The following is a 22,217-nucleotide window of genomic DNA, read 5'->3' on the forward strand; positions in this document are numbered from 1 at the left end:
CGATCCTGCGGGCGCTGAACCGACGAGAAGCTCTTGCAGCGCGCGTGCCGCGCCCCATGGGAGGACTGACGCCGTCAGGCCCCGTGCGCGAGTTCCACGATGCGCGTGAGCTGATCGGGGTCGGTCTCGGGGGGAACGCCGTGGCCGAGGTTGAGGATGTGGCCCTTCGCGCCGCGCCCGCGCTCGATGACGTCGCGCACGTGCGCCTCGAGCACCGGCCACGGCGCCTGCAGCAGTGCAGGGTCGATGTTGCCCTGCACGGCGACGTCGTTCCCGACGATGCGGATCGCCTCGTCGAGCGGCATCCGCCAGTCGACGCCCACGGCATCCGCGACCCCGTCGAGACGCATGTCGGCCAGGAACGGGCCGGTGCCGACGCCGAAGTGGATGCTGGGCAGGCCGATGCCGTCGAGCGCAGCGCGCGAGTGCGGGGCGACGAAGGCGCGGTAGTCGTCGGGGCTGAGCGAGCCCGCCCACGAGTCGAACAGCTGCACGACGGATGCACCTGCATCGCGCTGGATCTCGAGGAAGCGACGTGAGACGCGTGACAGCCATCCCGCCAGGAGATTCCATGATTCCGGGTCGGCGTGCATCATTCCGCGCGCCCGCATGTGCTCCTTCGACGGGCCGCCCTCTACGAGGTACGCGGCGAGCGTGAACGGGGCTCCCGCGAAGCCGATCAGAGGCGTGTCGCCGAGTTCGGCGGTCGTGATGCGCACAGCCTCGGTGATCGCGGCGCCGTCGAGGTCGGCCGGGTCGATCGCGGTGACTCGGGCGACGTCCTCGGCGGTGCGCACGGGGTTCGCGAACACCGGGCCGCGGCCGGGCTCGATCTCCACCTCGACGCCGGCCAGGCGCAGCGGGATGACGATGTCGCTGAAGAACACCGCGGCATCCACCTTGTGACGGCGCACAGGCTGCAGGGTGATCTCGGCGGCGAGGTCGGGGGTGAGACATGCGTCGAGCATCCGGGTGCCGACTCGCAACTCGCGGTACTCGGGCAGCGACCGGCCCGCCTGACGCATGAACCAGACAGGGGTGCGCTCGGTCTTCTCGCCCGCGAGCGCGCGCAGCAGATCACTCATGCCGCAATCCTCGCACCGGCAGGCTATGGATCTCCCTGCCCTCAGCCGGTAAGGCAGCCCTCAGATGACTCTCATAGTCTCGAGGCGTACCCTGGAGGGGTGCTGCTCTGCGTCACGGCGAGTCACAAGACCGCTTCATTCGACCTGCTCGAACGCCTCAGCCGCCACCCCGAAACCGTCGCCCCGACCCTGATCGAAGCCGGCGCGCAAGGAGCAGTCGTCCTCGCCACCTGCAACCGCTTCGAAGCCTACGTCGAGGCGGACGACGCCGATGAGTTCGGCGCGGAGGCGGTCGTGGAGGCCGTCGCGCAGGCCACAGGCATCCCCTCCGAGGATCTCGAGAGCTCTCACCAGGTCGTGAACGGGCGCCGCGTCGCCGAGCATCTCTTCGCCGTCGCCTCTGGCCTCGAGTCGGTCGTCTCGGGCGAGGGTGAGATCGCCGGTCAGGTTCGCAGCGCGCTCAAGGGCGCGCGCAAGCAGGGCACCACGTCTCCTGAGCTCGAGCGCCTGTTCCAGCGCGCCAGCCAGGCGCAGCGCAAGGTGAAGAACGTCACCGCGCTGCACCGCGCCGGCCGCTCGCTGGTTCGACTCTCGCTCGAACTCGCCGACAGCCGCATCGCCGACTGGTCGACCGAGCGCGTGCTGCTCGTCGGAACCGGCAACTACGCCGCCGTGACCCTCGCCACGCTGCGCGAGCGCGGCGCCGTCGACATCTCGGTGTACTCCCCGTCGGGCCGCGCCGAGCTGTTCGCGAAGAAGCACGGCATCCGCGCCGTCTCGGCGTCCGAATACGCGACGGTCGCGCAGCGTTCGTCGCTGCTCATCACGTGCACAACCGCGACCGAGCCGGTCCTCGGCGGGGAGCAGCTGCAGCGTCCGGAGCGCGCGGCGATGGCCGGTTGCCCTGTGCACCACGTCTCGTCGCAGCTCGTCATCGACCTCGGGATGCCGCGCAACGTCGACCCCGCCGTCGCACAGCTCGAGGGCGTCGCGCTGCTGGATCTCGAGACGATCCGCCTGCACGCACCGCTCGAAGAGCTGCAGGCGACGGACGCCGCCCGCACCGTGGTTCGCGAGGCGGCCGACAGCTTCCATCTCGCAGGCTCGCGGCAGAGCGTCACCCCTGCGGTGGTCGCGCTTCGCACGCACATCTTCGGACTGCTGGAGGAGGAGATCGAGCGCGCCCGCCGCCGCGGCGACTCCGACGGCCTGGTCGAGCAGGCTATGCGCCACCTCGCCGGCGTGCTGCTGCACACCCCGACGGTGCGCGCGCATGAGCTCGCCGCCGACGGCAGGGCCGACGAGTTCATCTCCGCCCTGTCGACCCTTTACGGTCTCACGCCCGACACCGGCGAGGCAGAGCAGCAGGCGACCGCCTGAGCCGCGGCAGCCGCGCCCGAGGAGCCCATCCCGTGCGCGAGACTGGAGCGATGAGCGACTTCCTGGACGACGGCCCCTTCTTCCACGGCACCGTCGCGGCGCTGGAGCCAGGTGACCTCCTCACAGCCGGCTTATCGTCCAACTACCGGCCCGAGATCACGATGAACCACATCTATTTCACCGCCCTTCGCGACGGTGCAGGTCTCGCCGCCGAACTCGCCGCCGAACTCGCCGCGGGCGGCAGCGAACCGCACGTCTACCTGGTCGAACCGACCGGCGATTTCGAGAACGACCCCAACGTCACCGACAAGAAGTTCCCGGGCAACCCGACTCGCTCGTACCGCAGTCATGATCCGCTGCGAATCGTCGAAGAGGTGCACGACTGGACCCGACTGACGCCGGAGGCGCTGCAGACCTGGCGTGAAACCCTTGCGGCGATGCGTGAGAACGGCGGGGGCGAGATCATCAACTAGGCGCTGGCCCGCCCGTCACCCGAACCCGAGATCGCGAGCCCGCTGTGTCGGCTCCAGCTCGATCAGCATGTGTTCGAGAGCATCGCCCTCCTCGCCCGCGTCCCGACCACGGTGCTGGATCGAAACGCTGCTCCGCACCACCCGGGAAGTGCATTTCTCATCCCGCATCATCCTGTTCTCCGCCGTCGCGGTGCCAGACTGGAGGCATGGCCCTTCACATCACCGGAGACACCGCCGCCGACGACCTGCTCACGAACAACCCTCTGGCTCTGCTGATCGGGATGCTGCTCGACCAGCAGGTGCCGATGGAGACCGCCTTCGCCGGTCCCCTCAAGATCGAGCAGCGCACCGGCGCCGCTGACGCCGCATCCATCGCCGCCATGGCTCCCGACGCCTTCCTTGAGGCCTTCAAGCAGACGCCGTCCGTGCACCGCTTCCCCGGCTCCATGGCCGCCCGCGTGCAGACGCTGTGCCAGACGCTCGTCGACGACTGGGGCGGCGACGCTGCCGCGCTGTGGACCGACGGCGATCCCGACGGGCCTGAGGTGCTCAGAAGACTGAAGAGCCTGCCAGGGTTCGGCGAGCAGAAGGCGAAGATCTTCCTCGCCCTGCTCGGCAAGCAGTACGGTTTCACCGGCGCCGGGTGGCGTGAAGCAGCCGGCGACTACGGTCAGGAGGGCTCGTTCCGCAGCGTCGCCGACATCGTCTCGCCCGAATCGCTGACCAAGGTGCGCGAGCACAAGAAGGCGATGAAGGCGGCGGCCAAACAGGTGAAGAAGTGAAGCCCACGGGCGGCAGCGTCGCGGCGTTCATCGCCGACGTCACGCCGGCGGCGCGGAGGCGGGATGCCGAGACACTGACCGCCCTGCTGCAGGAGGTCTCGGGCCGCGAGCCCGAGCTCTGGGGCACGATCATCGGCTTCGGAACCTGCCATTACCGCTACCCGACCGGCACCGAGGGTGATATGCCCGTGCTCGCCTTCGCCCCCCGCAAGACTTCGTCGACCCTGTACCTCGACAGCACCGAGCGGCACGCCGCCGCCCTCGCCGCTCTCGGCCCGCACACCGTCGGCAAGGGTTGCCTCTACATCAAGGACTTGGAGCAGGTCGATCTCGACGCGCTGCGCCGGATTCTCGAGGACGTTCTTGCCTGGACTGAGGCGGGCGGCGACGGTTACGCGCAGATCACGGTCGAGAACTGACGGTTCGGCGAGACAGAGCAGACAGAAGTTCGCCGCCGGTGCGCTGCCCGGCGGATGCGGTGGCCGGAGTGCCGCCGCATCCGCCGGGTTCAGCTCATCGACCGCAATCCGGCACGGCGTACGATCCGGCCAGTTCGAGCGCGCCCTGCGGTCCGGTGATGCTCACGGTCAGATCGCCGTCGGCCTTCGCGCCACCCTTCGCCTGCTGCACGGCGACGCGGGTTTCGCCCGAGAGGATGTCGCCGAACGAGCGGTCGCCGATCGACGAGACCACCTGGGCGTCGAGCGAGGCCGCATCGTGGCTGTCGATGCGCACCTTCAGTTTGACGGCATCGCCGGCGCACGTCGCCTCTGCAGCCACGTCGACGTCGTACCAGGGCGCACGGTACGCGGTGGCGTGACCGGTGAGCTGCTCGGTGATCGCAGACAGGTAGGCGGAGTGATCCGCGGCGGTGAGGTTGTAAGTGACGTAGACGCCGTAGCCCTCGTCGACGGTGCGCTGCGCGAGCTCGACCGCGCGGCTCTGGCTCGTCTGCGTCAGATCCACTGCCGCGGCGCCGGACTGCGCCTTGGTCATGCCCGGCACCTGCGGCGGGTTCCAGCTGCCGTAGTACGGGTTCCACGAGTAGTCGAGGTTCTCAGCCGCGCCGGTGCCCTCCCAGTCGGTGAGGTCGTACGACGGGCCGATGTTGTACAGGGTGATCAGCTTGTCGGGTCCGAGGCGATCGCGCAGCTCATCGAGCAGGTAGGCGAACGAGGTGCTGTTCGGCTGCGGGGTTCCGTTGGTGCCGTACTTCGACCACTCGTCGTCGAAGTCGATGCCGTCCAGTCCGTACGTCTCCACGGCGTCCGCCAGCTGGTCGGCGAACGCGCCCGCGCTCTCTCGGGAGGTGAAGTTCGCGAATCCTGCGCCCTGGTGGTTGCCGAGCACCGACAGCAGCACCTTCGTGCCGCGCTCCTGCAGCGGACGGATCTGCGTCTCGGCGTTCTGCAGCGTCTCGGTGACCCGCTCGTTGAAGTGCAGGTACGCCTCGCCACGCTCGACGTCGTAGTTGATGTTCGCTGCGAAGACCATCGCCAGATCGAACACGGGGCGGTTCGTTCCCTCGAGCGTGTAGTCGGCGACGTTGGCGAGGTCGTTGTTGTTGACCTCGACGTAGACGACGCGCTTCGGCTCGTCGACGGCGGCGGCATCATCGGCGGATGCGGCGGCCGGCGCCGCCAGCGCGGCCAGCGCCAGGCCGAGCGTCGCGGCCGCAGCCGTTCCGCCCCTCCGCAGGCGCCGTGAGATGGACTCGTTCATGTCATTCCTTTCGTTGGTGCTTCATCGCATTTCCAGGGGACATCGAGTCAGGGCGTCGGGTCGCCCAGGTCGAAGAGTTCGAGTTGCCGCAGCGTCACGGATGCCGAACGGGCACGCACCCGCAGCATCCGCGCGGTGACGGGCGCCGTGAACTGGAACGGCGTGGTGCGGTCGGCTGTGAGCGACTCACGGTGCGTCGTCGCCACGTCGCGCCATGTCTCGCCGTCATCGCTCGCCTGCCACGCGACCGCGTCGTCCGCGGCGTTGCGCGCCGCAGTGATCGTGACGTCTGTGACGCGGCGCGGCCGGTCGAACATCCAGCCGGCGGATGCGGCGGACACCGCGGCATCCGCCGCGGCACCGTCGTCGAAGAGCACCGCGTGGGCCGGATCGAGCGGACCCCCTCCGGCCGCGGTGAGGTCGGGATGCCACGCAGCAGCCGGTTCCATTGCCGCCCACAGCGGGCTCGCAGCGGCCTCCGCCTCGTCGGCCGTGAACGCGAGGGCCAGCTCGACGTCGCCGTGCAGGGCATCGATCGGCAGCACGGCACGATCGAGCGGCGTACCGTTCAGTGCGGCCGACACGAGGTGGCGGGCGTGCGGATGCGGCCGGTGCGCCCGCACCCGCAGGCTGCCGCCTCCTGCGCGGCGTACGCGGATGTCGTCGAAGAGAGGCGACCCGATGCGCAGCTCGCCCGATGCGAGCTCGAGTGGATAGAGCCCGAGAGCGGCCCACAGCCACCACATGCTCATCTCGCCGTTGTCCTCGTCGCCGGGGAAGCCCTGGCCGATCATCGCTCCGGTGAAGAGCCGGCCGGCAAGACCGTGCACCAGCGCTCCGGCACGCCACGGCCGGTCGCCGTGCACGTGCATCCAGGGGATGTGGTGCGCCGGCTGATTCGACAGCGCGCACATGCCGCTGCGCTGCGCTCGTGCCTCACGCTGCTCGTGGATCACCGCGCCGTAGCCGCCCGCGAACGCGATGTCGGCGGTCTCGGGTTCGGCGAACAGCCGATCGAGATGCGCCCGCAATCCCTGCGGGCCGCCGTGCAGCTCGGCGAGGCCGGAACCGTCATGGACGGGGCTCACCGACATTCCCCAGCCGTTGGTCTCGACGTTGTCACCGCCCCACACGCGGGGGTCGAACGTGTCCGAGAACCGGCCGGCGACGTCCTTTCCGCGGAAGAACCCCCGTGCCGGGTCGCACAGGGCGCGGTACGACAGGGCCCTGTTGCCGAAGTACCGTGCGTAGACCCTGAAGCGGGGCGCATCGTCTCCCCTTGCGGCCAGTCGTTCTGCGAAGCGCGCGATGGCGGCATCCGATATCGCGTTCTCGAGGCTCCAGCTCATCCCCTCCGGCACATCGCTCGAGACGTACCCGGCGAACCGGCCACGGGCGATGCCCTTGCGTCCCCTACGCGGATCCGCGCTGGGCTCGCAGGCGTTGCGCCACGCCGTGTCGAATGCGGCCTGCTCGTCGAATCGCACACCCCAGCGTTCGGCATCCGCGAAGATCTGGTCGCTCGACGTGCCGACCATCGAGTCCACGTAGCCCGGGGCGCTCCACCGGGCCATCCAGCCGCCGCGGCGCGCCTGCTGCAGCATTCCGTCGAGCATCCGGCCGCAGCCCTCCGCATCGAACAGGGCAAGGGCCGGCCATACCGTGCGATACGTGTCCCAGTAGCCGTTGTTGACGAACAGCTCGCCCTCCGCGACAGGGGCACCGGTCGACTCGTCCCCGTGCGGCGCGGCCTCGGCCATCGGGTCGGCGAACCGCAGCTGCGGGTCTTCGACCGTGCCGACGTTCTCGGCCGACGTGTTCGGATAGAGGTGCAGCCGGTACAGCGCACTCGCGATCTGCGTGCGCGCCTCGTCGTCGGCGAGCGCCCGCCACGGCTGCTCCGCGGCATCCGGTTCGGGCAGTTCGACGACGGAGAGACGCCGGTTCCATTCGTCGCGCAGCGCATCGCGCAGGTCGTCGAAGGCGAGCGACGCCGACAGCTCCTGCGCCAGCGAACGACGCGCCTGTTCCACGGACAGGAACGATTGCGCGATGCGCACCTCGACCGCGCCGTCAGCGCGTACGGTCTGCTCGTCCACTCGGGCCTCGCCGAGCACGATGCCGGCGAAGTACGCGCGCGGCGCGTTGCCCCAGTCGGCGGTGCCTTCCGGCGTCCAGCCGTCGAAGGTGCTGCCGTCGCCATGGAAGGTGACGCGACCCTCGCCGTCTGGCGATCCGATCGAGAAGGCGACGGGGTCGGATGCGGCGTCTGCGGTGATCCGGAAGGCGCCGCCGTGCGACGTCGCCGTCATCTCCACCTGCGCCACCTCGTGCGAACCGCCGTCGCGCAGGCCGGCCGCATAGACGTGCGGACGTGCGTACTCGGTGCCGGGGACGATCCGGGGCGCCGCAGGTCCGCTGAGAACCGGTCGCACCTGCAGCACGCCGCGGTCGCCGATCCATGGGCTGGGCTGGTGCGAGAACTGAAGCGCCGCCAGCGGACGGCCTTGTTCGTCGTCATGCACCGACCAGCGGTACGGCCAGCGGGTGTTCCCGGCGTCCGTCGCCGGGGTGAGGAAGCAGAATCCGTGCGGCACCGCCGTGATCGGGATGGTGTTGCCGCGCGAGAAGCGATCGCCGGAGTGACTGCCGCGACGCGTGTCGACCCGTTCGACCGGGGTGGCACGCGCGGCATCCGTCACGCCCCGCGTGCACGCGGCATCCACGCGCGTGCCGAGAACCACCTCGACGAACCCTTCGGCCGGGTCGCCGCCGGTGAGCCCGTCGACCCCCAGCACGACCTCGACGCTCGCCCTGCGCCCTGCCCACGGCTGAAGGGAGACCGAGTCGGCATTCCACTGCTCCGGCATCGACCACGCCGCTTCGAACTGCGCGGTCGGGGTCATCGCGAATCCGTAACGGTCGCGCACGCGGGGCTCGGCGCTCAGCCGCGAGCCGTCATCGAAGACCACATCGATCGTCACGGCGAGAGCGGCGTGCGGCGCGTGCACGGCGTCGGGCCCGTCGGCGTAGAACGCCCAGTGCACGACCGTCTCGGCCGTGACCGCGACGCCGTCGAGCTCGGGGATCGGCATCCGCTGCTCTCCGCCGGCCGGGTCGAACCGGAACGCGTGCACCGGCCCTCCGAGCACGCCCGCGTGCGGACGCGACGACGGCGGGTCGGCCGGGCCCGCCGCCGGCCGCATCTCGGCAGCAGCGATCATCCCTTGACCGCACCCTCTTGCACGCCGTTGAAGAAGAACCGCTGCATCACCGAGAACAGCACGATGATGGGGATGAGGGCCACCATGGTGCCAGCGGCGATCATGCGCGGATCCGGCGAGAAGTTGCCGTTCAGATAGGCCATCCCCACGGTCAGCGTGTAGTTCGCGGGGTCGGTGAGCACCATCAGCGGCCACAGGTAGTCATCCCACGCACCGATGAACGTGAAGATCGCCACCACGCTGGCCATTCCGCGCACGTTCGGCCACACGATGTGCCGGATGCGCTGCCACGTCGTCGCGCCGTCGACGGTCGCCGCATCGATGACGTCCTTGGGGATCATGCGGCACGCGGTGGCGATGAGCAGCGCGTTCATCGCCGAGATCGCACCGGGCAGGTAGACACCCCACAGCGTGTTGGCCAGCCCCAGGGAGTTGATCGTGAGCAGGTTCGCGGTGATGGTCACCTCACCTGGCAGCAGCATCGTCGACAGCAGGATGCCGAGCACGACGAACTTGCCGCGGAACTTCATCAGCGCCAGCGCGTAGCCGGCGAAGACCGACAGGATCACGTTCGACAGCACCTGGCCGACGGCGACGAGCAGCGAGTGCCAGGCGTAGGTGTACACCGGCACGATGTCGGTGACCTTGCTGTAGTTCTCCAGCGTCGGATCGACCGGGATGATGTTCGGCGGAAAGATGTACAGGTCGTCCAGCGGTCCCTTGAACGACGTCGACAGCTGCCAGACGAAGGGGCCGATGACCAGAAGCATCACTAAGATCATCAGCGCGTACCGCATGATCAGGCCGGCCAGGGTCGGTTTGCTGAAGTCGCCGGATCCGCTGCGGCGGAAGCTGCGCTCCCTGCGGAGGCGCTGCGGCGTATCCTCGGCGGTCGCCGGGCGCGTGTCCACGCTCATCGGCGCACCCCCATCGTCTTCTTCTCGCGGTTCATGAACGCGATCGCGATCAGCGGCAGCAACGTCAGCAGGAACAGCGCCACGCTGATCGCCGCCGCGTAGCCGAGATTGCCGTTCAGGCCGGAGCCGACCCGGCGGATGAGCATCACGATCGACATGTCGTAGCCGCCTGGCCCGCCGGTTCCGTTGGAGAGGATGTCGAGCTCGGTGAACACGCGCATGGCCGAGACGGCGATGAGCACCGAGATGAGCAGCATCGCGCCGCGCACGCTGGGGATGGTGACGCTGATGAAACGGCGGATGCTGCCGGCGCCGTCGAGCATCGCCGCCTCGTGCAGCTCCTTGCCGACGTTGCCGAGCGCCGCGAGGTACACGACCATGTAGTAGCCGAGACCCTTCCAGACCGTGAGCAGGATGGCGCAGGCGAGCAGCCACCAGCGGTCGACGAGGAACGCGACGGGCTTGTCGGTCAGGCCCATCCACTGCAGGGCCTCGTTGATGACGCCTCGGCTGTCGAACAGCCAGCCCCAGATCAGGGCGACCACCACGACCGAGGCGATCACCGGGAAGTAGAAGGTGGTGCGGAACACCGCGATGCCGGGCACGTTCTTCTCGACCAGAAGCGCCAGCAGCAGCGGCAGGATCGTCAGCAGCGGCACGCACACGACCACGTAGATGAGGCAGGTGATCAGCGCGTAGCCGAACTGCTCGTCTTGCAGCAGCCGCTCGTACTGGGCGAACCCGACGGGCTGCACCGCGCGCAGTGGCCGCGCGTCGGTGAAACTCAGGACGACGGTGTTCAGGAACGGCCACAGCGAGAACACCAGCACCCAGACGACGGCGGGCCCGACGAGCAGCCAGGGTGTGAACCATCGATGGGATCTCATCGTGCGCCTCCTCGCGGGTGCTGGTGTTCGCATGCTCACTGGTCGATGCGGTTCTGGTTCGCGTAGTCGACGATCTTGTCGAGCGCGTCCTTCGGGGTCATGTCGCCCTTGATCGCAAGTGCGATCTGCTGGTTGAAGTACGTCGACATGTCACCCGTCCACTGGAACGGTGTGGCCTTGGCCTTCGGCAGCGACTCGAACATCAGAGCCATCGCGTCGGCCTGCGCCGGCTCGAGGTCGGCCTGGACGGCCGACACGACCTCGTCGGCACCGCCGGCCGTGCCGGGTGCGAACCCGCCGCCGGTCAGGATGGCGAACTCGACCTGGTTCTCCTCGTTCGTGAGGAACTTCGCGAACGCGAGCGCGGTCTCCTTGTTCTCCGAGTCGTTCGAGATGTTGATCCCCTGCACGAACAGCGGCGGCGTGCCGGGGCGGGCGGTGGCGACGCTGGTGTCGGCCAGGGTCGGCGCCTTCGTGCGCAGGTCACCGGCGAAACCGGGTCCGCCGGTGGTGTAGGCGACCTTGCCCTGCAGGAACATCTCGGCGTTGCCGGCATAGCTGCCGGTCAGCGCCTCGGCGGGCATGGCGCCGGCAGCGTAGGCGTCGGCGTACTTCTGCACGATCGCCTCGGCTTCGGGCGTGTTGAAGGCGAACGTGCCGTCGGCTTCCATGACGGGCAACCCCGCGGCGACGAACGTGTCGAGACCTGGCATCGACGAGACGAGCTGCACCTTTCCGTCGGAGTCGGTGGCGACCTTCTCGGCGGTGTCGAGCCACTCGTCCGTCGTGCTCGGCAGGTTGCCCTCGGTGATGCCGTACGGCTGCACCGCGGCGAGGTTCCACCATGAAGCGTCGCTGCCGAGGTACCACGGCAGCCCATACGTGCCTTCCACACCGCTGTAGTTGCTGTACGCGTCCCAGCCGCCGGCGTTGTAAAGCTCCTTCAGCCCGGGGTCAGCCTTGTCGAGGTCGAGCAGCTTGCCGGCCTTGACCAGCGGGAAGGCGATGTCCGGCGGGAGGTTGAGCACGTCGGGCAGGGTGTTGGAGTTCGCCTGGCTGAGGATCTTGTCCTGGTAGCCGTCGCCGGGCTGGTCGATCCAGTCGACCTTGACGTCGGGATGCTCCTTCTCGAAGGCGGCGATCAGCTCTTCGAAGTACGGCGTGAACTTCTCGTTCTTGAGCGACCAGGTCTGGAACTCGATGGTGCCGCTGAGTTCACCAGAGGTGTCGACGGGGCCGGCGTCTTCGCCGCCGCCGGCGGCGCCACCGGTGCAGGCCGTCAGGGCAAGGGCGGTCGCTGCGGCGAGCCCGACGGCGAGGGTCGATCGGATCTTCATGGACGTTCTCCTTCGAAGGGGTCCGGGATGCGCTCTGTGGAGGCCACATCACTAAACCGTTATAGTGTCCATAGCATTACACATGGATGCACCCGCGTCCAGTCACCGTCGATCGAGCACGGAAATATCCGGGTCCAGAAAGGACTGCGATGTCTGCGACCTCCTCCGCCAGCGCACCACTGCGTTTCGGGGCGAACTACACCCCTTCGACGAACTGGATGCACTCCTGGATGTCGCTGAACCTCGACGACGTCCGCCGCGACTTCGCGGGGCTGGCCGAGCTCGGCCTCGACCACGTGCGGATCTTCCCGCTCTGGCCGCTTCTGCAGCCCAACCGCACCCTGATCCGCGCCGAGGCGGTCGCCGACGTCCGCGCGGTCGTCGACGTCGGCGCCGAGTTCGGCCTGGACGTCAGCGTCGACGTCATCCAGGGCCATCTGTCGAGCTTCGACTTCATGCCGTCGTGGCTGTACACGTGGCACGACAAGAACATGTTCACGCACCCGGACGCCCTCAGCGGCCAGGTCGCGCTGGTCGAGCGCCTCGGCGAGGCACTGGGCGGAGCGAAGAACTTCCTCGGTTTCACCACGGGCAACGAGACCAACCAGTTCTCGGCATCCGTGCATCCGTCACCCTGGCCGGTGACGCCCGATGAGGCGGCGCACTGGATCACCACCCTGCTCGACGCGGCCGACTCCGCCGCCCCCGACCAGGAGCATGTGCACAGCGAGTACGACGCGGCCTGGTATCTCGACGGACACGGCTTCACCCCCGCCCACGCCGCGCGGCTCGGAGCGATGACCACCGTGCACTCGTGGATCTTCAACGGCACGGCTCAGCGGTACGGCGGCCGCTCCGCGGCATCCGACCGCCATGCCGAGTACCTGATCGAGGTCTCGCGAGCATTCGCCGCCGACCCGCATCGACGCACCTGGCTGCAGGAGGTCGGCGCCCCGTCGAACTGCCTGACCGCTGACGAGGTGCCTGGCTTCCTCGAGCAGACGGTGCGCAACGCGCTGCGGACCGAGAACCTGTGGGGCGTGACCTGGTGGTGCTCGCACGACGTCAGCCGGACGCTCGCCGACTTCCCGGAGCTGGAGTACTCGCTCGGACTCATCGACCAGTCCGGCGCCGCCAAGCCCATCGGGCGCCGCTTCGCCGAGATCATCCCCGAGCTGCGCGCCCGGCGCGAGGCGCCGAAGCGCGAGCTCGGCATCGTCATCGAGGTCGATGAGGACGACACCCCGGTCAGCCGCGGCGCCCTCGCGCCCGGCGGTCCGATCTTCGAGGCGTGGGTCGCGGCGTGCGCGGAGGGCGTGGATGCGGCCTTCGTCACCTCCGCGGATGCCGCCGACCCGGCCGCCCTGGCCGCGCGCGGGATCACCGAACTCCTGCACCCCGATCTGTCTCAGGGCGTCGCGGTCTACTCGTCGAACAACACCGTCGTCGACTGAACACGACCGGCCGCGGTCACGCCTTCGGGCGCCCCGTGCTCTCGCGCACGGTGAGCGCGGGGCGCGGCCCCGTGCGGTCGGGCAGGATCTCCGCGGCATCGATCTGCTCGAGCAGGAAGGCGGCTGCCTGCTCGCCGAGCCCGAAGGTGTCTCGGGTGAGGCAGGTGATCGACGGATGCATCAGCCCGGTCACGACGGAGTCGTCGAAGGACGCCAGAGAGATCTCACCCGGCACCGACACGCCCATCTCCTGAGTCACGCGCAATCCGGCGATCGCCATGGTGTCGTTGTCGAAGACGACGGCCGTCGGCCGCTCGCGGCGGCTCAGCAGCGACCGCATCACGGACGAGACCTCGATCGGCGAGTAGTCGGTGGCGATCGTCTCGCCCACCACATCGCGATCGGCCATGGCCGTGAGCACCTCGGAGCGCAGCCGGGCGTGCTCGTACTCCTCCGGACCCGAGATGTACACCACGCGCCGGTGGCCGAGTCCCGCGATGTACCCGAACACCGTCTCGGCCGCCTGCGCGTCATCGAGCCAGATCGTGGCGGGGTCTTCATCGCTCGACGGGCGGCCGCCGATCACCACGGCCGGCAGACCGAGCGAGCGCAGGATCTCGGGCCTCGGGTCGCCCTCGCGGGGGTCGAGCACGATCACGCCGTCGACCTGGTTGGCGCTGCGCCAGCGGCGGTAGGTCGCGATCTCATCGGCGATCGACTGGACGACCACCAGCTGCAGACCCATGCGATGCTCAGCGAGCGACGACTGCGCGCCCGCAATGAGATCGGTGAAGAACGCCTCAGCGCCGAGCGTGCGGGCGGGGCGGTTGACGGCGAAGCCCACCACGCCGGCGCGCGCCCCGACCAGCGCGCGCGCGGTGGAGCTCGGACGCCACTCGTGCTCGTCGGCGATCGCGAGGATCCGCCGGCGTGTCTCCTCGCTCACCCCTGGCCGCCCGTTCAGCGCGAAAGACACCGCACCGGGCGAGACCCCCGCCTGTCGCGCGATGTCCGCGATGGTGACACGCTTGGCCCGTGACATAGACTCACCGTACTAGATCGTTTTAGTCGCCGTACCCCTCGGACGGTCGCTGACATTCTCCCACTGCGAAGGAGCACTGCCGTGCACGAAGAGACCTCGCTCACCGTCGGCCGCGTGAACCGCGTTCTCAACGAGCGCGTACGGCCGGCGATCCATTCCGCCCGCAGGCCGCTCGAGATCGCCGTGCGCCGGCTGCCCGGCGAGCCGATCGCGCCGGCCGAGGGCCTGGCTCTGGACTTCGAGCCGTTCACCGCTGGCAGCATGTGGGGGCCCGCCTGGGGGACGACCTGGTTCCGCGTACGCGGCGAGGTCCCCGCGGAGTGGGCCGGTCGCAAGGTCGAGGCGCTCATCGACCTCGGCTTCGACGTGAACATGACCGGCTTCCAATGCGAGGCGCTCGCCTACCGCCCCGACGGCACACCCATCAAGAGCCTCAACCCGCGCAATCAGTGGCTGCCGATCGAGGTCGACGCCGGCGGCGCGGTCGAGTTCTACCTCGAGGGCGCATCGAACCCGGTGCTCCTGGATTACCACCCCTTCCTGCCCACGCAGGAGGGCGACATCCGCACCTCCTCCCCCGAACCGCTGTACCGCGTGCGGCACATGGACCTGGCGGTGTTCGAGCCCGAGGTGTTCGAGCTGTCGCTCGACCTCGACGTGCTGATCGAGCTGCAGGCCGAGCTGCCCGAGACCAGCCCCCGTCGCATGCGCATCCTGCAGGCTCTCGACGACGCACTCGACGCGCTCGACCTTCAGCGCATCGTCGAGACCGCATCCGACGCGCGCGCCGAACTGGCCGAGGTGCTCGCCTCGCCCGCCGACGCCAGCGCCCACCGCATCGCCGCAGTCGGCCACGCCCACATCGACTCCGCCTGGCTGTGGCCGGTGCGCGAGACGATCCGCAAGGTCGCCCGCACCACGTCGTCGATGACGACGCTCATCGACGAGCAGCCCGACTTCCTGTACGGCATGTCGAGCGCCCAGCAGTACGCCTGGATCAAGGAACACCGCCCCGAGGTTTTCGCACGGGTGAAGGATGCCGTCGCCGCAGGCCGCTTCCTGCCGCTCGGCGGGATGTGGGTCGAGTCCGACACGGTCATGCCCACCGGCGAGTCGCTGGTGCGGCAGTTCTCGCACGGCCAGCGGTTCTTCGAGCGCGAGTTCGGCATCCGCTCGAAGGGCGTGTGGCTGCCCGACAGCTTCGGCTACTCCCCCGCCCTGCCGCAGCTGATGCGCCGGGCCGGGTTCGAGTGGTTCTTCACGCAGAAGATCTCGTGGAACCAGCGCAACGTGTTCCCGCACCACAGCTTCCTGTGGGAGGGCATCGACGGCTCGCGCATGTTCACGCACTTCCCTCCGATGGACACGTACAACTCGCAGTTGAGCGGCATGGAGGTGGCGAAGGCGTCTCGCCAGTTCAAGGAGAACCGGGTCGCCACCATGTCGATCGCGCCGGTCGGCTGGGGCGACGGCGGTGGCGGCACCACGCGCGAGATGACCGGACGCGCGACCCGCCTGGCCGACCTCGAGGGCTCCGCGAAGGTGGAGTGGAAGCATCCCGACGACTTCTTCGCCGACACCCGCGCCGAGCTCACCGACCCCGCGGTCTGGGTCGGCGAGCTCTACCTCGAGCTGCACCGCGGCACCCTCACCAGCCAGCACGCCACGAAGGCGCTGCACCGCTGGGCAGAGCAGGCGCTCATCGAGGCCGAGCTGTGGGCGGCGACGGCATCCGTCCGGCTCGGCGCACCGTACCCGCATGACGAACTCGACCGGCTCTGGCAGCTGGTGCTGCTGCACGAGTTCCACGACATCCTTCCGGGCACCTCGATCGCGTGGGTGCATCGCGAGGCCGTCGAAGTGCTCGGAGACGTGCTGTCGGATGCTCGCGCGATCACGGATGCCGCGATGAAGGCGCTTGCCGGCGACGGCGACCGTGAGCTGGTGTTCACGCCGACATCGGTCGGGGGCGGAAGGGCGCTCGGGGCGAGCGAGATCGAACGCCCCTCGGCATCCGCCGGCCTTTCCGAGGAGGGCGGAGGCTTCCGTCTGGAGAACGACCTCATCTCGGTGCTCGTCTCCTCAGAGGGCCTCATCGTCTCGGCCGTCGACAAGTCCACCGGTCGCGAGGCGATCCCGGCGGGGAAGCCCGCGAACCTGTTCCAGCTGCACCAGGACTTCCCGAACATGTGGGACGCGTGGGACATCGACCGCTACTACCGCAATCGCGTGGACGACCTGACGGCGGCTTCCTCGATCACCGCCTCCCTCGAGGGTGGTGCCGCGACCGTCGTCGTGAAACGGGAGTTCTCGCAGTCGACGATCGAGCAGACGATCGTGCTGCAGCCCGGCTCGCGCACGGTGCTGCTGCGCAACGACATCGACTGGCACGAGACCGAGAAGCTGCTCAAGCTGGCGTTCCCGCTCGACGTCTTCGCCCGCGAGACGCTCGCCGAGACCCAGTTCGGCTTCCAGCGCCGGGTCACGCACGTGAACACCAGCTGGGAGGCGGCGAAGTTCGAGACCTCGATGCACCGCTTCGTGCTGGCGCAGGAGGACGACGGCTTCGGCGTCGCGCTCGTGAACGACTCGATCTACGGCTACGACACCACCCGCGACGCGGACGGCGACGACGTCACCACCACCATCCGCCTGTCGCTGCTGCGCGCTCCGCGCTTCCCCGATCCCGACACCGACCACGGCCCGCACGAGATCGAGGTGGGTCTCGTCGTGGGGGCGGATGCCGCGATCGCCACCGCCGAGGGCATCAGGCTCAACGCGCTGCCGACCGTCGTGCGCGGGGCGAACGAGGTGGAGCCGCTCGTCTCCGTGACCGGCCCTGGCATCGTGGTGTCGAGCGTGAAGCTCGCCGACGACCGCTCCGGCGACGTGATCGTGCGCGTGTACGAATCGCTCGGGCGGCGCACCAGTGGTGAGCTGTCGGTCGGCTTCGAGCATTCCGGCATCCGCGAGGTCTCGCTCATCGAGGACGACCTGGACGACGCGCGCACCGGCGGAGAGATCTCGCTCAAGCCGTTCGAGGTGCGCACGCTGCGCATCGCGCGCTGAATCGTCGGCCTAGCCACCCGACGCCACCGGCCGAGCGACCAGGCCGGGCGACGCTCTCCGGGCGACGCGGAACAGGAGATTCACCCGCGACAGGATGCTTTCGCGGCATCCATCCTGTTGCGGGTGGATCCCCTGTTCTCGACCACGGCCGACCGGGTCATCCGAAGACGGCCACGGCGTCGCGCCGGGTGGCGAGCACGATCGCCAGCACCCCGAGGAAGCACTCGGCCGCCGCCAAGACGATCGACGCCAGCGGGCTGAGCGCCAGCAGAACGTCCTGAGGGGCGGTGATCGCGCCGGCCATGAACGCGGTGAGCAGCAACCCTCACGATAGCGGGGCCGCCGGTCTTTCGAATCGCTAAGGATCCGCGCTTCTTTCCTCGCGCACTCGCCGCAGAAGTCTGCAGGCTTGCGCGAGGCTGAAGGCGAAGCATCCGCGGATAAGGAAGATCATGGAACGCGACGAGAAGACCGAGCTGTTCGACAGCGACGCCCTGCTGCACATCGACCGCCCGTACTGGTACGACCGGCACCCTTCGCAGGCCGAGGGTGAGGACTTCTGAGCAACGGCCCTGCCCCAGGCGGCCGCACGACCTCGGTCAGCGCGTTCCGTAACGCTCGACGATCTCGGCGGTGAGCGGCGGCCAGATGCGCTTGTGCTCGTCGCCGAAGGCGACACCCGACAGGAACGCCGCGGCGAGATCGCGGGAGCGGTCGACGAACAGGAAGCTTCCCTGCCCGCCGAAGTGGCCGGCGGTCTCGGGAGGCAGGGTGTCACTGAGCCAATGCGGGCTCTTGGCTCCCTTGAGCTCGAAGCCCAGACCCCACTGGTTGTCGTCGAACGAGCCGTAGCCGGGAACGACCCCGCGCAGCCCGGGGCGAGACACCATCAGCGCGAGGTCGCGCAGGGCCGCGGGGATGAGCGTGGGCCGCAGCACCTCGCGGCCGAAGACCAGCAGATCCGCGATCGAGGCGGTGTACCCGGCGGACGGTCGCCCCGTCACGTCGATGTCGGTGAGGCCGAGGGGCAGAGTGACCTCGCGGGTCATCCAGTCGGAGAAGTCCATCCCGACGGCGTCTGCGATGTGCGCACCGAGGGCGTCGAACCCGGAGTTCGAATAGATGCGGCGTGTGCCGGGCGCAGCCTGCGTCTGATCTCCTTCGAAGGGAAGGCCGCTGGTGTGATCGAGCAGGTTCAGCAGCGTGGATCCCTCGGGTCCGGCCGGCTCGTCGAGATCGACGAGCCCGCGCTCGACGGCGATCAGCGCGCCCCAGGCCGAGAGGGGCTTGCTCACCGATGCGAGCGCGAGGGCGGTATGCGGATCGCCCTGCGCGGCGAGAGTCCGCTCGGGGCCGGTGACACCGACCAGGGCGGTGTGCGGAAAGCCGTCGGTCGCTGCGAAAGTCGTCGTCTCCACCCTGCCATCGTCCCACGCCGGGTCGGTCGCTCCCGCTCGCGAGAAGTCGAAAGTGCGCGTCATCGCCACCCATAGCCGACCTTCTCGACCTTTCGACGCGTGCCGGGCGGGTGCGCAGGGGCGAGGCCCCGATTCCGACGTGGAATCGGGGCCCGGATGCTGCGGCTCAGCCGTCGGCGACCTCCGCGCGACCTTCGCTCACATGCACGCGACGCGATCCGGCCGCCCTGCGCAGCCAGCGCCTGTCATGCGTGACGGTGACGACCGCGCCCTGGAAGCCGTCCAGGGCGTGCTCCAGCTGCTCGACCAGCTCGGGGTCGAGGTGATTCGTCGGCTCATCCATGAGCAGCAGGTCGCAGGGCACGGCCAACGTGATCGCCAGATCGAGGCGGCGCCGCTGTCCGACCGAGAGGTCGCGCACCGGGCGCCCGAACTCCTCGTCACGCAACAGACCGAACGCTGACAGCCTCGCCGCTGCGTCCTGCGTGTGCATACCCACCGCGCGCGCGAACACATCGACCACCGTGCCGGCCTGCGCCGCTTCGACGTCCTGCCGCAACCACGAGACGCGCAGACCGGGGGCACGCTCGACGACCCCGCTCTCCGTGGCGATCTCGCCCGCGAGCAGCCGCAGCAGGGTCGTCTTACCGGCACCGTTCGGGCCGGTCACGAGCCAACGATCGCCCGGCCGCAGCATCCACCGATTCACTCGCAGCCTGGCCCCGGAGCCGCGGCGGACCTCGTCCAGGGTGATCAGCGGCGCGCCATCCCGCTCCGGCGGGTCATCCGCGTCCATGGCGAACCGCAGCGGCTGGGGTGGCGGCGCGACCGGCTCCGACCGCAGACGGGCGACCCGCTCCTTCGCCATGCGGATTCGCCCCATCGCACCGTGGTCGCGACTGCGAGCACGGAACGCGCCATGGCCGAACCCGTCGAGCTCCAGCTTGCGCGGGATGGCGCTGAGTCGGAAGGCGTTCGCGGCGACGAGCGCCTCGTTGCGAGCGAGCTCCGCCTTCCATTCCTCGTGCCGCTCGGCCTGGCGGCGCCGCTCCGTCTCGCGTGCGCCGAGGAACCCGGCGTAGCCGTCGCCGTAACGACGAAGGCCCGCATCCCGCACGTGCACGATGTCGTCGGCGAACCTCTCCAAGAACGCCCGGTCGTGCGTGACCACGACCATTCCGCCGCGATGCGAGCTCAGGCGAGCCTCGAGCCACGCGAGCCCTGTGTCGTCTAGGTCGTTGGTCGGTTCGTCGAGCAGCAGCAGCTCCGCCATCGACGACAGAGCCACGGCGAGCGCAAGACGGGCGCGCTCGCCGCCCGAGAGTTCGGCGACGCGGCGTGAACGGTCGACATCACCCAGACCCAGCTGCTGAAGGGCGGCGTTCACGCGCTGATCGACGCGACGGCCGTCGCGCGCCTCGAATCGATCCATCAGCTGCGCGAGTTCGTCGAGCAGGGCCGGCTGCGCGCCCGCGTCCGCCGAAGCCAGCCGGTCGGAGACCTCCTGGATTCGGCGTTCGAGGGTTCTCAGATCGGCGAGGAGCAGATCGACGGCATCGCGCACCGTCGCGGCAGCAGGAAATCGCGGATCCTGCGCGGCATGGGCGACGCCGCCGGGGATGGCCACGCGAGCGGCGCCGTCGACAGGCAGCACCGCACCGGCGAGCAGATCGAGCAGGGTCGACTTGCCGGCGCCGTTGTCGCCGATGATCGCCAGCCGGTCCGTGGCACCGACCACGAGGTCGATGCGGTCGAGCACCAGACGGTCCGCGAAGCGGACGGTCGCAGATCGCAGCTCACACACGCGATGCGCGCGAGTGGGCACGTCTGAGAGGTCGGAAGGAAACATGAGAACTCCTCTCCGCGACGATCGATGGCCGTCGCGGCGATTCACGCATCGGGGATGCGGATCGGAAACAGGGACCTCGGCCGCGCCGATCAGACGACGCGATCGCTCAGGACCCGCTGCGGAGAAGACTCGACGCAGCGTCCCGATCTAGTGAATCAGCGTACCCACGGTCGACGACGATAGCAGACCTCTGCTGTCCCATGACAGGTGCTAGTTGACTTATCCACTAGTGATGGGCTTCACTGATGTCGTGACCCTTGCGCGCATCATCCTCGGCTTCCTCACTGTGCAGCCCATGTCGGGCTACGACCTGATCCGGGCGTTCCGCACGTCGGCGGCGTACTTCTGGAACGCAGACAAGGCACAGATCTACCGCACCCTGTCGCGACTCGTCGAAGCCGGGCACGCACGCAAGGAGATCGTCCCGGGGCGCGATGCGCCCGACCGCGCCGTGCATCACATCACGGATGCCGGACGGCACGCCCTCACCGAGTGGCTGCAGTCCGACCCGGCCGAGCAGCCCGAACGCGACGCCTTCATCGCGCGGATCTTCTTCGCCGGCTCGCTCGAAGTCGAGGCGCTGCAAGGCGTGATAGGCCTCCGGCTCGAAGCGGCCCGCTCCTCGCTCGGCGAACTCCGCGCGCTGCGATCGAGCGTTCCCTCACCCGATCCGGGTCACGATCGCGCCGGGTGGCTGCGGTCGATGACGCTCGACCACGGCATCCGCACCAACGAGACCCACATCGACTGGCTCGAGCAGCTGCTGGCCGGCCTCGGAGGGGAGCGGTCATGACGCGGACGGTGGTCTTCCTGCACGGAGGCGTGACCGGCGGTTGGATGTGGAGGTCGCAGATCGACGTACTGTCCGATCGGCCGACTTTCGCCCCGGACCTTCCCGGCTACCTGTCTCGAAGAAGGGAGCCGTGGTCGAGCTTCGATTCGATGTCGGACAGGCTCGCTGCGATGATCGCGGCGCAGACCGACGAACCCGTCGATCTGGTCGGCCTGTCGATGGGAGGGATCGCGGCGCTGCACGTCGCCGCGCGGCATCCGGCCCTCGTGGCATCCGCCTTCGTGACCGGCGTCTCGGTGCTGCCCTACACCCCGGCGATGCGTCTCGGGAATCGCGCGTCGCTCGCACTGTGGAACACACGGTTCCTCTGGGAGGGCATGGCCCGCGCGATGGGACTCGAAGACGAGGCGAGAGCCGAGTTCGTCTCGCGTTCGCCTGCTCTCTCGCGCCGCAGCGCGCTCGAGCAGCTGCGCGAGGTGCAGCCGGGTCACGTGACCGGACTCGAGCAGATCGAAGCACCCGTCCTCGCACTCGCCGGCGAGCGGGAGACACGGTACTTCCACCGCTCGCTGAAGGCGATCGCGGCCGAAGTGCCCGACGTCAGAGTCGGGCTTGCACCCGGGATGCACCACGGGTGGAGCGGTGAGGACCCCGACCTCTTCAACCGGGTGCTGCGCGCGTGGCTGGACGAGCGCAGGCTGCACCCGGACCTGCTCCCCCTGCCGGACTGAAACGGAGCCCCGATTCTGACTGTCCGAATCGGGGCTCCGGACGCTGCGCATGCC

General features: G+C 69.1%; 18 protein-coding genes. 8 read left to right on the forward strand and 10 right to left on the reverse strand.

Features of this window, described 5'->3' with window-relative positions; all coding sequences use genetic code 11:
* Positions 1–74 precede the first annotated feature (74 nt).
* Positions 75–1,085, reverse strand: coding sequence for a uroporphyrinogen decarboxylase (gene hemE, locus RIN43_RS00350; protein WP_309126882.1), 1,011 nt, complete (start codon positions 1,083–1,085; stop codon positions 75–77).
* A 99-nt stretch (positions 1,086–1,184) separates the two neighbouring features.
* Between hemE and RIN43_RS00355 the strand changes: the two genes are divergently transcribed.
* From RIN43_RS00355 to RIN43_RS00370, 4 genes are all read left to right on the forward strand, one after another.
* On the forward strand, positions 1,185–2,465 hold the full coding sequence (locus tag RIN43_RS00355) for a glutamyl-tRNA reductase (protein WP_309126883.1): 1,281 nt from the start codon (positions 1,185–1,187) through the stop codon (positions 2,463–2,465).
* 50 nt (positions 2,466–2,515) lie between these two features.
* On the forward strand, positions 2,516–2,938 hold the full coding sequence (arr, locus tag RIN43_RS00360) for an NAD(+)--rifampin ADP-ribosyltransferase (protein WP_309126884.1): 423 nt from the start codon (positions 2,516–2,518) through the stop codon (positions 2,936–2,938).
* A 206-nt stretch (positions 2,939–3,144) separates the two neighbouring features.
* The gene (locus RIN43_RS00365) at positions 3,145–3,720 is read left to right on the forward strand and encodes an HhH-GPD-type base excision DNA repair protein (protein ID WP_309126885.1); all 576 of its coding nucleotides are present in this window, start codon (positions 3,145–3,147) and stop codon (positions 3,718–3,720) included.
* Entirely contained in the window at positions 3,717–4,139 is a 423-nt protein-coding gene (locus tag RIN43_RS00370) for a DUF1801 domain-containing protein (RefSeq protein WP_309126886.1), read from the forward strand. The genes RIN43_RS00365 and RIN43_RS00370 overlap by 4 nt, the downstream gene beginning before the upstream one ends.
* 94 nt (positions 4,140–4,233) lie before the next feature.
* Here the strand turns inward: RIN43_RS00370 and RIN43_RS00375 are convergent, their stop codons facing one another.
* The 5 genes from RIN43_RS00375 to RIN43_RS00395 are packed head-to-tail and all read right to left on the reverse strand — an operon-like array spanning position 4,234 to position 11,807.
* Entirely contained in the window at positions 4,234–5,442 is a 1,209-nt protein-coding gene (locus RIN43_RS00375) for an endo-beta-N-acetylglucosaminidase H (protein ID WP_309126887.1), read from the reverse strand.
* A 47-nt stretch (positions 5,443–5,489) separates the two neighbouring features.
* Entirely contained in the window at positions 5,490–8,666 is a 3,177-nt protein-coding gene (locus RIN43_RS00380; RefSeq protein ID WP_309126888.1) for a glycoside hydrolase domain-containing protein, read from the reverse strand.
* Positions 8,663–9,583: a carbohydrate ABC transporter permease gene (locus RIN43_RS00385; protein WP_309126889.1), complete on the reverse strand. Its 921-nt coding sequence runs from the start codon at positions 9,581–9,583 to the stop codon at positions 8,663–8,665. The genes RIN43_RS00380 and RIN43_RS00385 overlap by 4 nt, the downstream gene beginning before the upstream one ends.
* Positions 9,580–10,470, reverse strand: coding sequence for a sugar ABC transporter permease (locus RIN43_RS00390; protein ID WP_309126890.1), 891 nt, complete (start codon positions 10,468–10,470; stop codon positions 9,580–9,582). The genes RIN43_RS00385 and RIN43_RS00390 overlap by 4 nt, the downstream gene beginning before the upstream one ends.
* A 35-nt stretch (positions 10,471–10,505) precedes the next feature.
* Positions 10,506–11,807, reverse strand: a complete 1,302-nt coding sequence (locus RIN43_RS00395; protein ID WP_309126891.1) for a sugar ABC transporter substrate-binding protein — start codon at positions 11,805–11,807, stop codon at positions 10,506–10,508.
* Between the two features lie 149 nt (positions 11,808–11,956).
* On the opposite strand from RIN43_RS00395, the gene RIN43_RS00400 reads away from it, so the two are divergent.
* Positions 11,957–13,261, forward strand: coding sequence for a glycosyl hydrolase (locus tag RIN43_RS00400; protein WP_309126892.1), 1,305 nt, complete (start codon positions 11,957–11,959; stop codon positions 13,259–13,261).
* Positions 13,262–13,277: 16 nt separating this feature from the next.
* Here RIN43_RS00400 and RIN43_RS00405 read toward each other — a convergent pair whose 3' ends face one another.
* Positions 13,278–14,303 (reverse strand): LacI family DNA-binding transcriptional regulator, encoded by a 1,026-nt coding sequence (locus RIN43_RS00405; RefSeq protein WP_309126893.1) that lies wholly within the window; start codon positions 14,301–14,303, stop codon positions 13,278–13,280.
* An 81-nt stretch (positions 14,304–14,384) separates the two neighbouring features.
* Between RIN43_RS00405 and RIN43_RS00410 the strand changes: the two genes are divergently transcribed.
* Positions 14,385–17,372 carry a glycoside hydrolase family 38 C-terminal domain-containing protein gene (locus RIN43_RS00410; RefSeq protein ID WP_309126894.1) on the forward strand — a complete coding sequence of 996 codons (2,988 nt, stop codon included), beginning with the start codon at positions 14,385–14,387 and terminating at the stop codon, positions 17,370–17,372.
* 157 nt (positions 17,373–17,529) lie between these two features.
* Here the strand turns inward: RIN43_RS00410 and RIN43_RS00415 are convergent, their stop codons facing one another.
* The 3 genes from RIN43_RS00415 to RIN43_RS00425 all read right to left on the reverse strand — a co-directional run bounded on the left by RIN43_RS00415 (position 17,530) and on the right by RIN43_RS00425 (position 20,639).
* Positions 17,530–17,694 (reverse strand): hypothetical protein, encoded by a 165-nt coding sequence (locus RIN43_RS00415; protein ID WP_309126895.1) that lies wholly within the window; start codon positions 17,692–17,694, stop codon positions 17,530–17,532.
* A gap of 277 nt (positions 17,695–17,971) precedes the next feature.
* Entirely contained in the window at positions 17,972–18,853 is an 882-nt protein-coding gene (locus RIN43_RS00420) for a serine hydrolase domain-containing protein (protein ID WP_309126896.1), read from the reverse strand.
* Between the two features lie 103 nt (positions 18,854–18,956).
* Complete coding sequence (locus RIN43_RS00425; RefSeq protein WP_309126897.1) at positions 18,957–20,639, reverse strand: ABC-F family ATP-binding cassette domain-containing protein; 1,683 nt, start codon at positions 20,637–20,639, stop codon at positions 18,957–18,959.
* Positions 20,640–20,871: 232 nt separating this feature from the next.
* Here RIN43_RS00425 and RIN43_RS00430 point away from each other — a divergent pair, with 232 nt between their 5' ends.
* The gene (locus RIN43_RS00430; RefSeq protein WP_309126898.1) at positions 20,872–21,432 is read left to right on the forward strand and encodes a PadR family transcriptional regulator; all 561 of its coding nucleotides are present in this window, start codon (positions 20,872–20,874) and stop codon (positions 21,430–21,432) included.
* Positions 21,429–22,163: an alpha/beta hydrolase gene (locus tag RIN43_RS00435; RefSeq protein WP_309126899.1), complete on the forward strand. Its 735-nt coding sequence runs from the start codon at positions 21,429–21,431 to the stop codon at positions 22,161–22,163. Before RIN43_RS00430 ends, RIN43_RS00435 begins: the two co-directional genes overlap by 4 nt.
* Positions 22,164–22,217 lie beyond the last annotated feature (54 nt).

Origin of the sequence: Microbacterium sp. (assembly GCF_031178445.1) — a bacterium.
GTDB lineage: Bacteria > Actinomycetota > Actinomycetes > Actinomycetales > Microbacteriaceae > Microbacterium.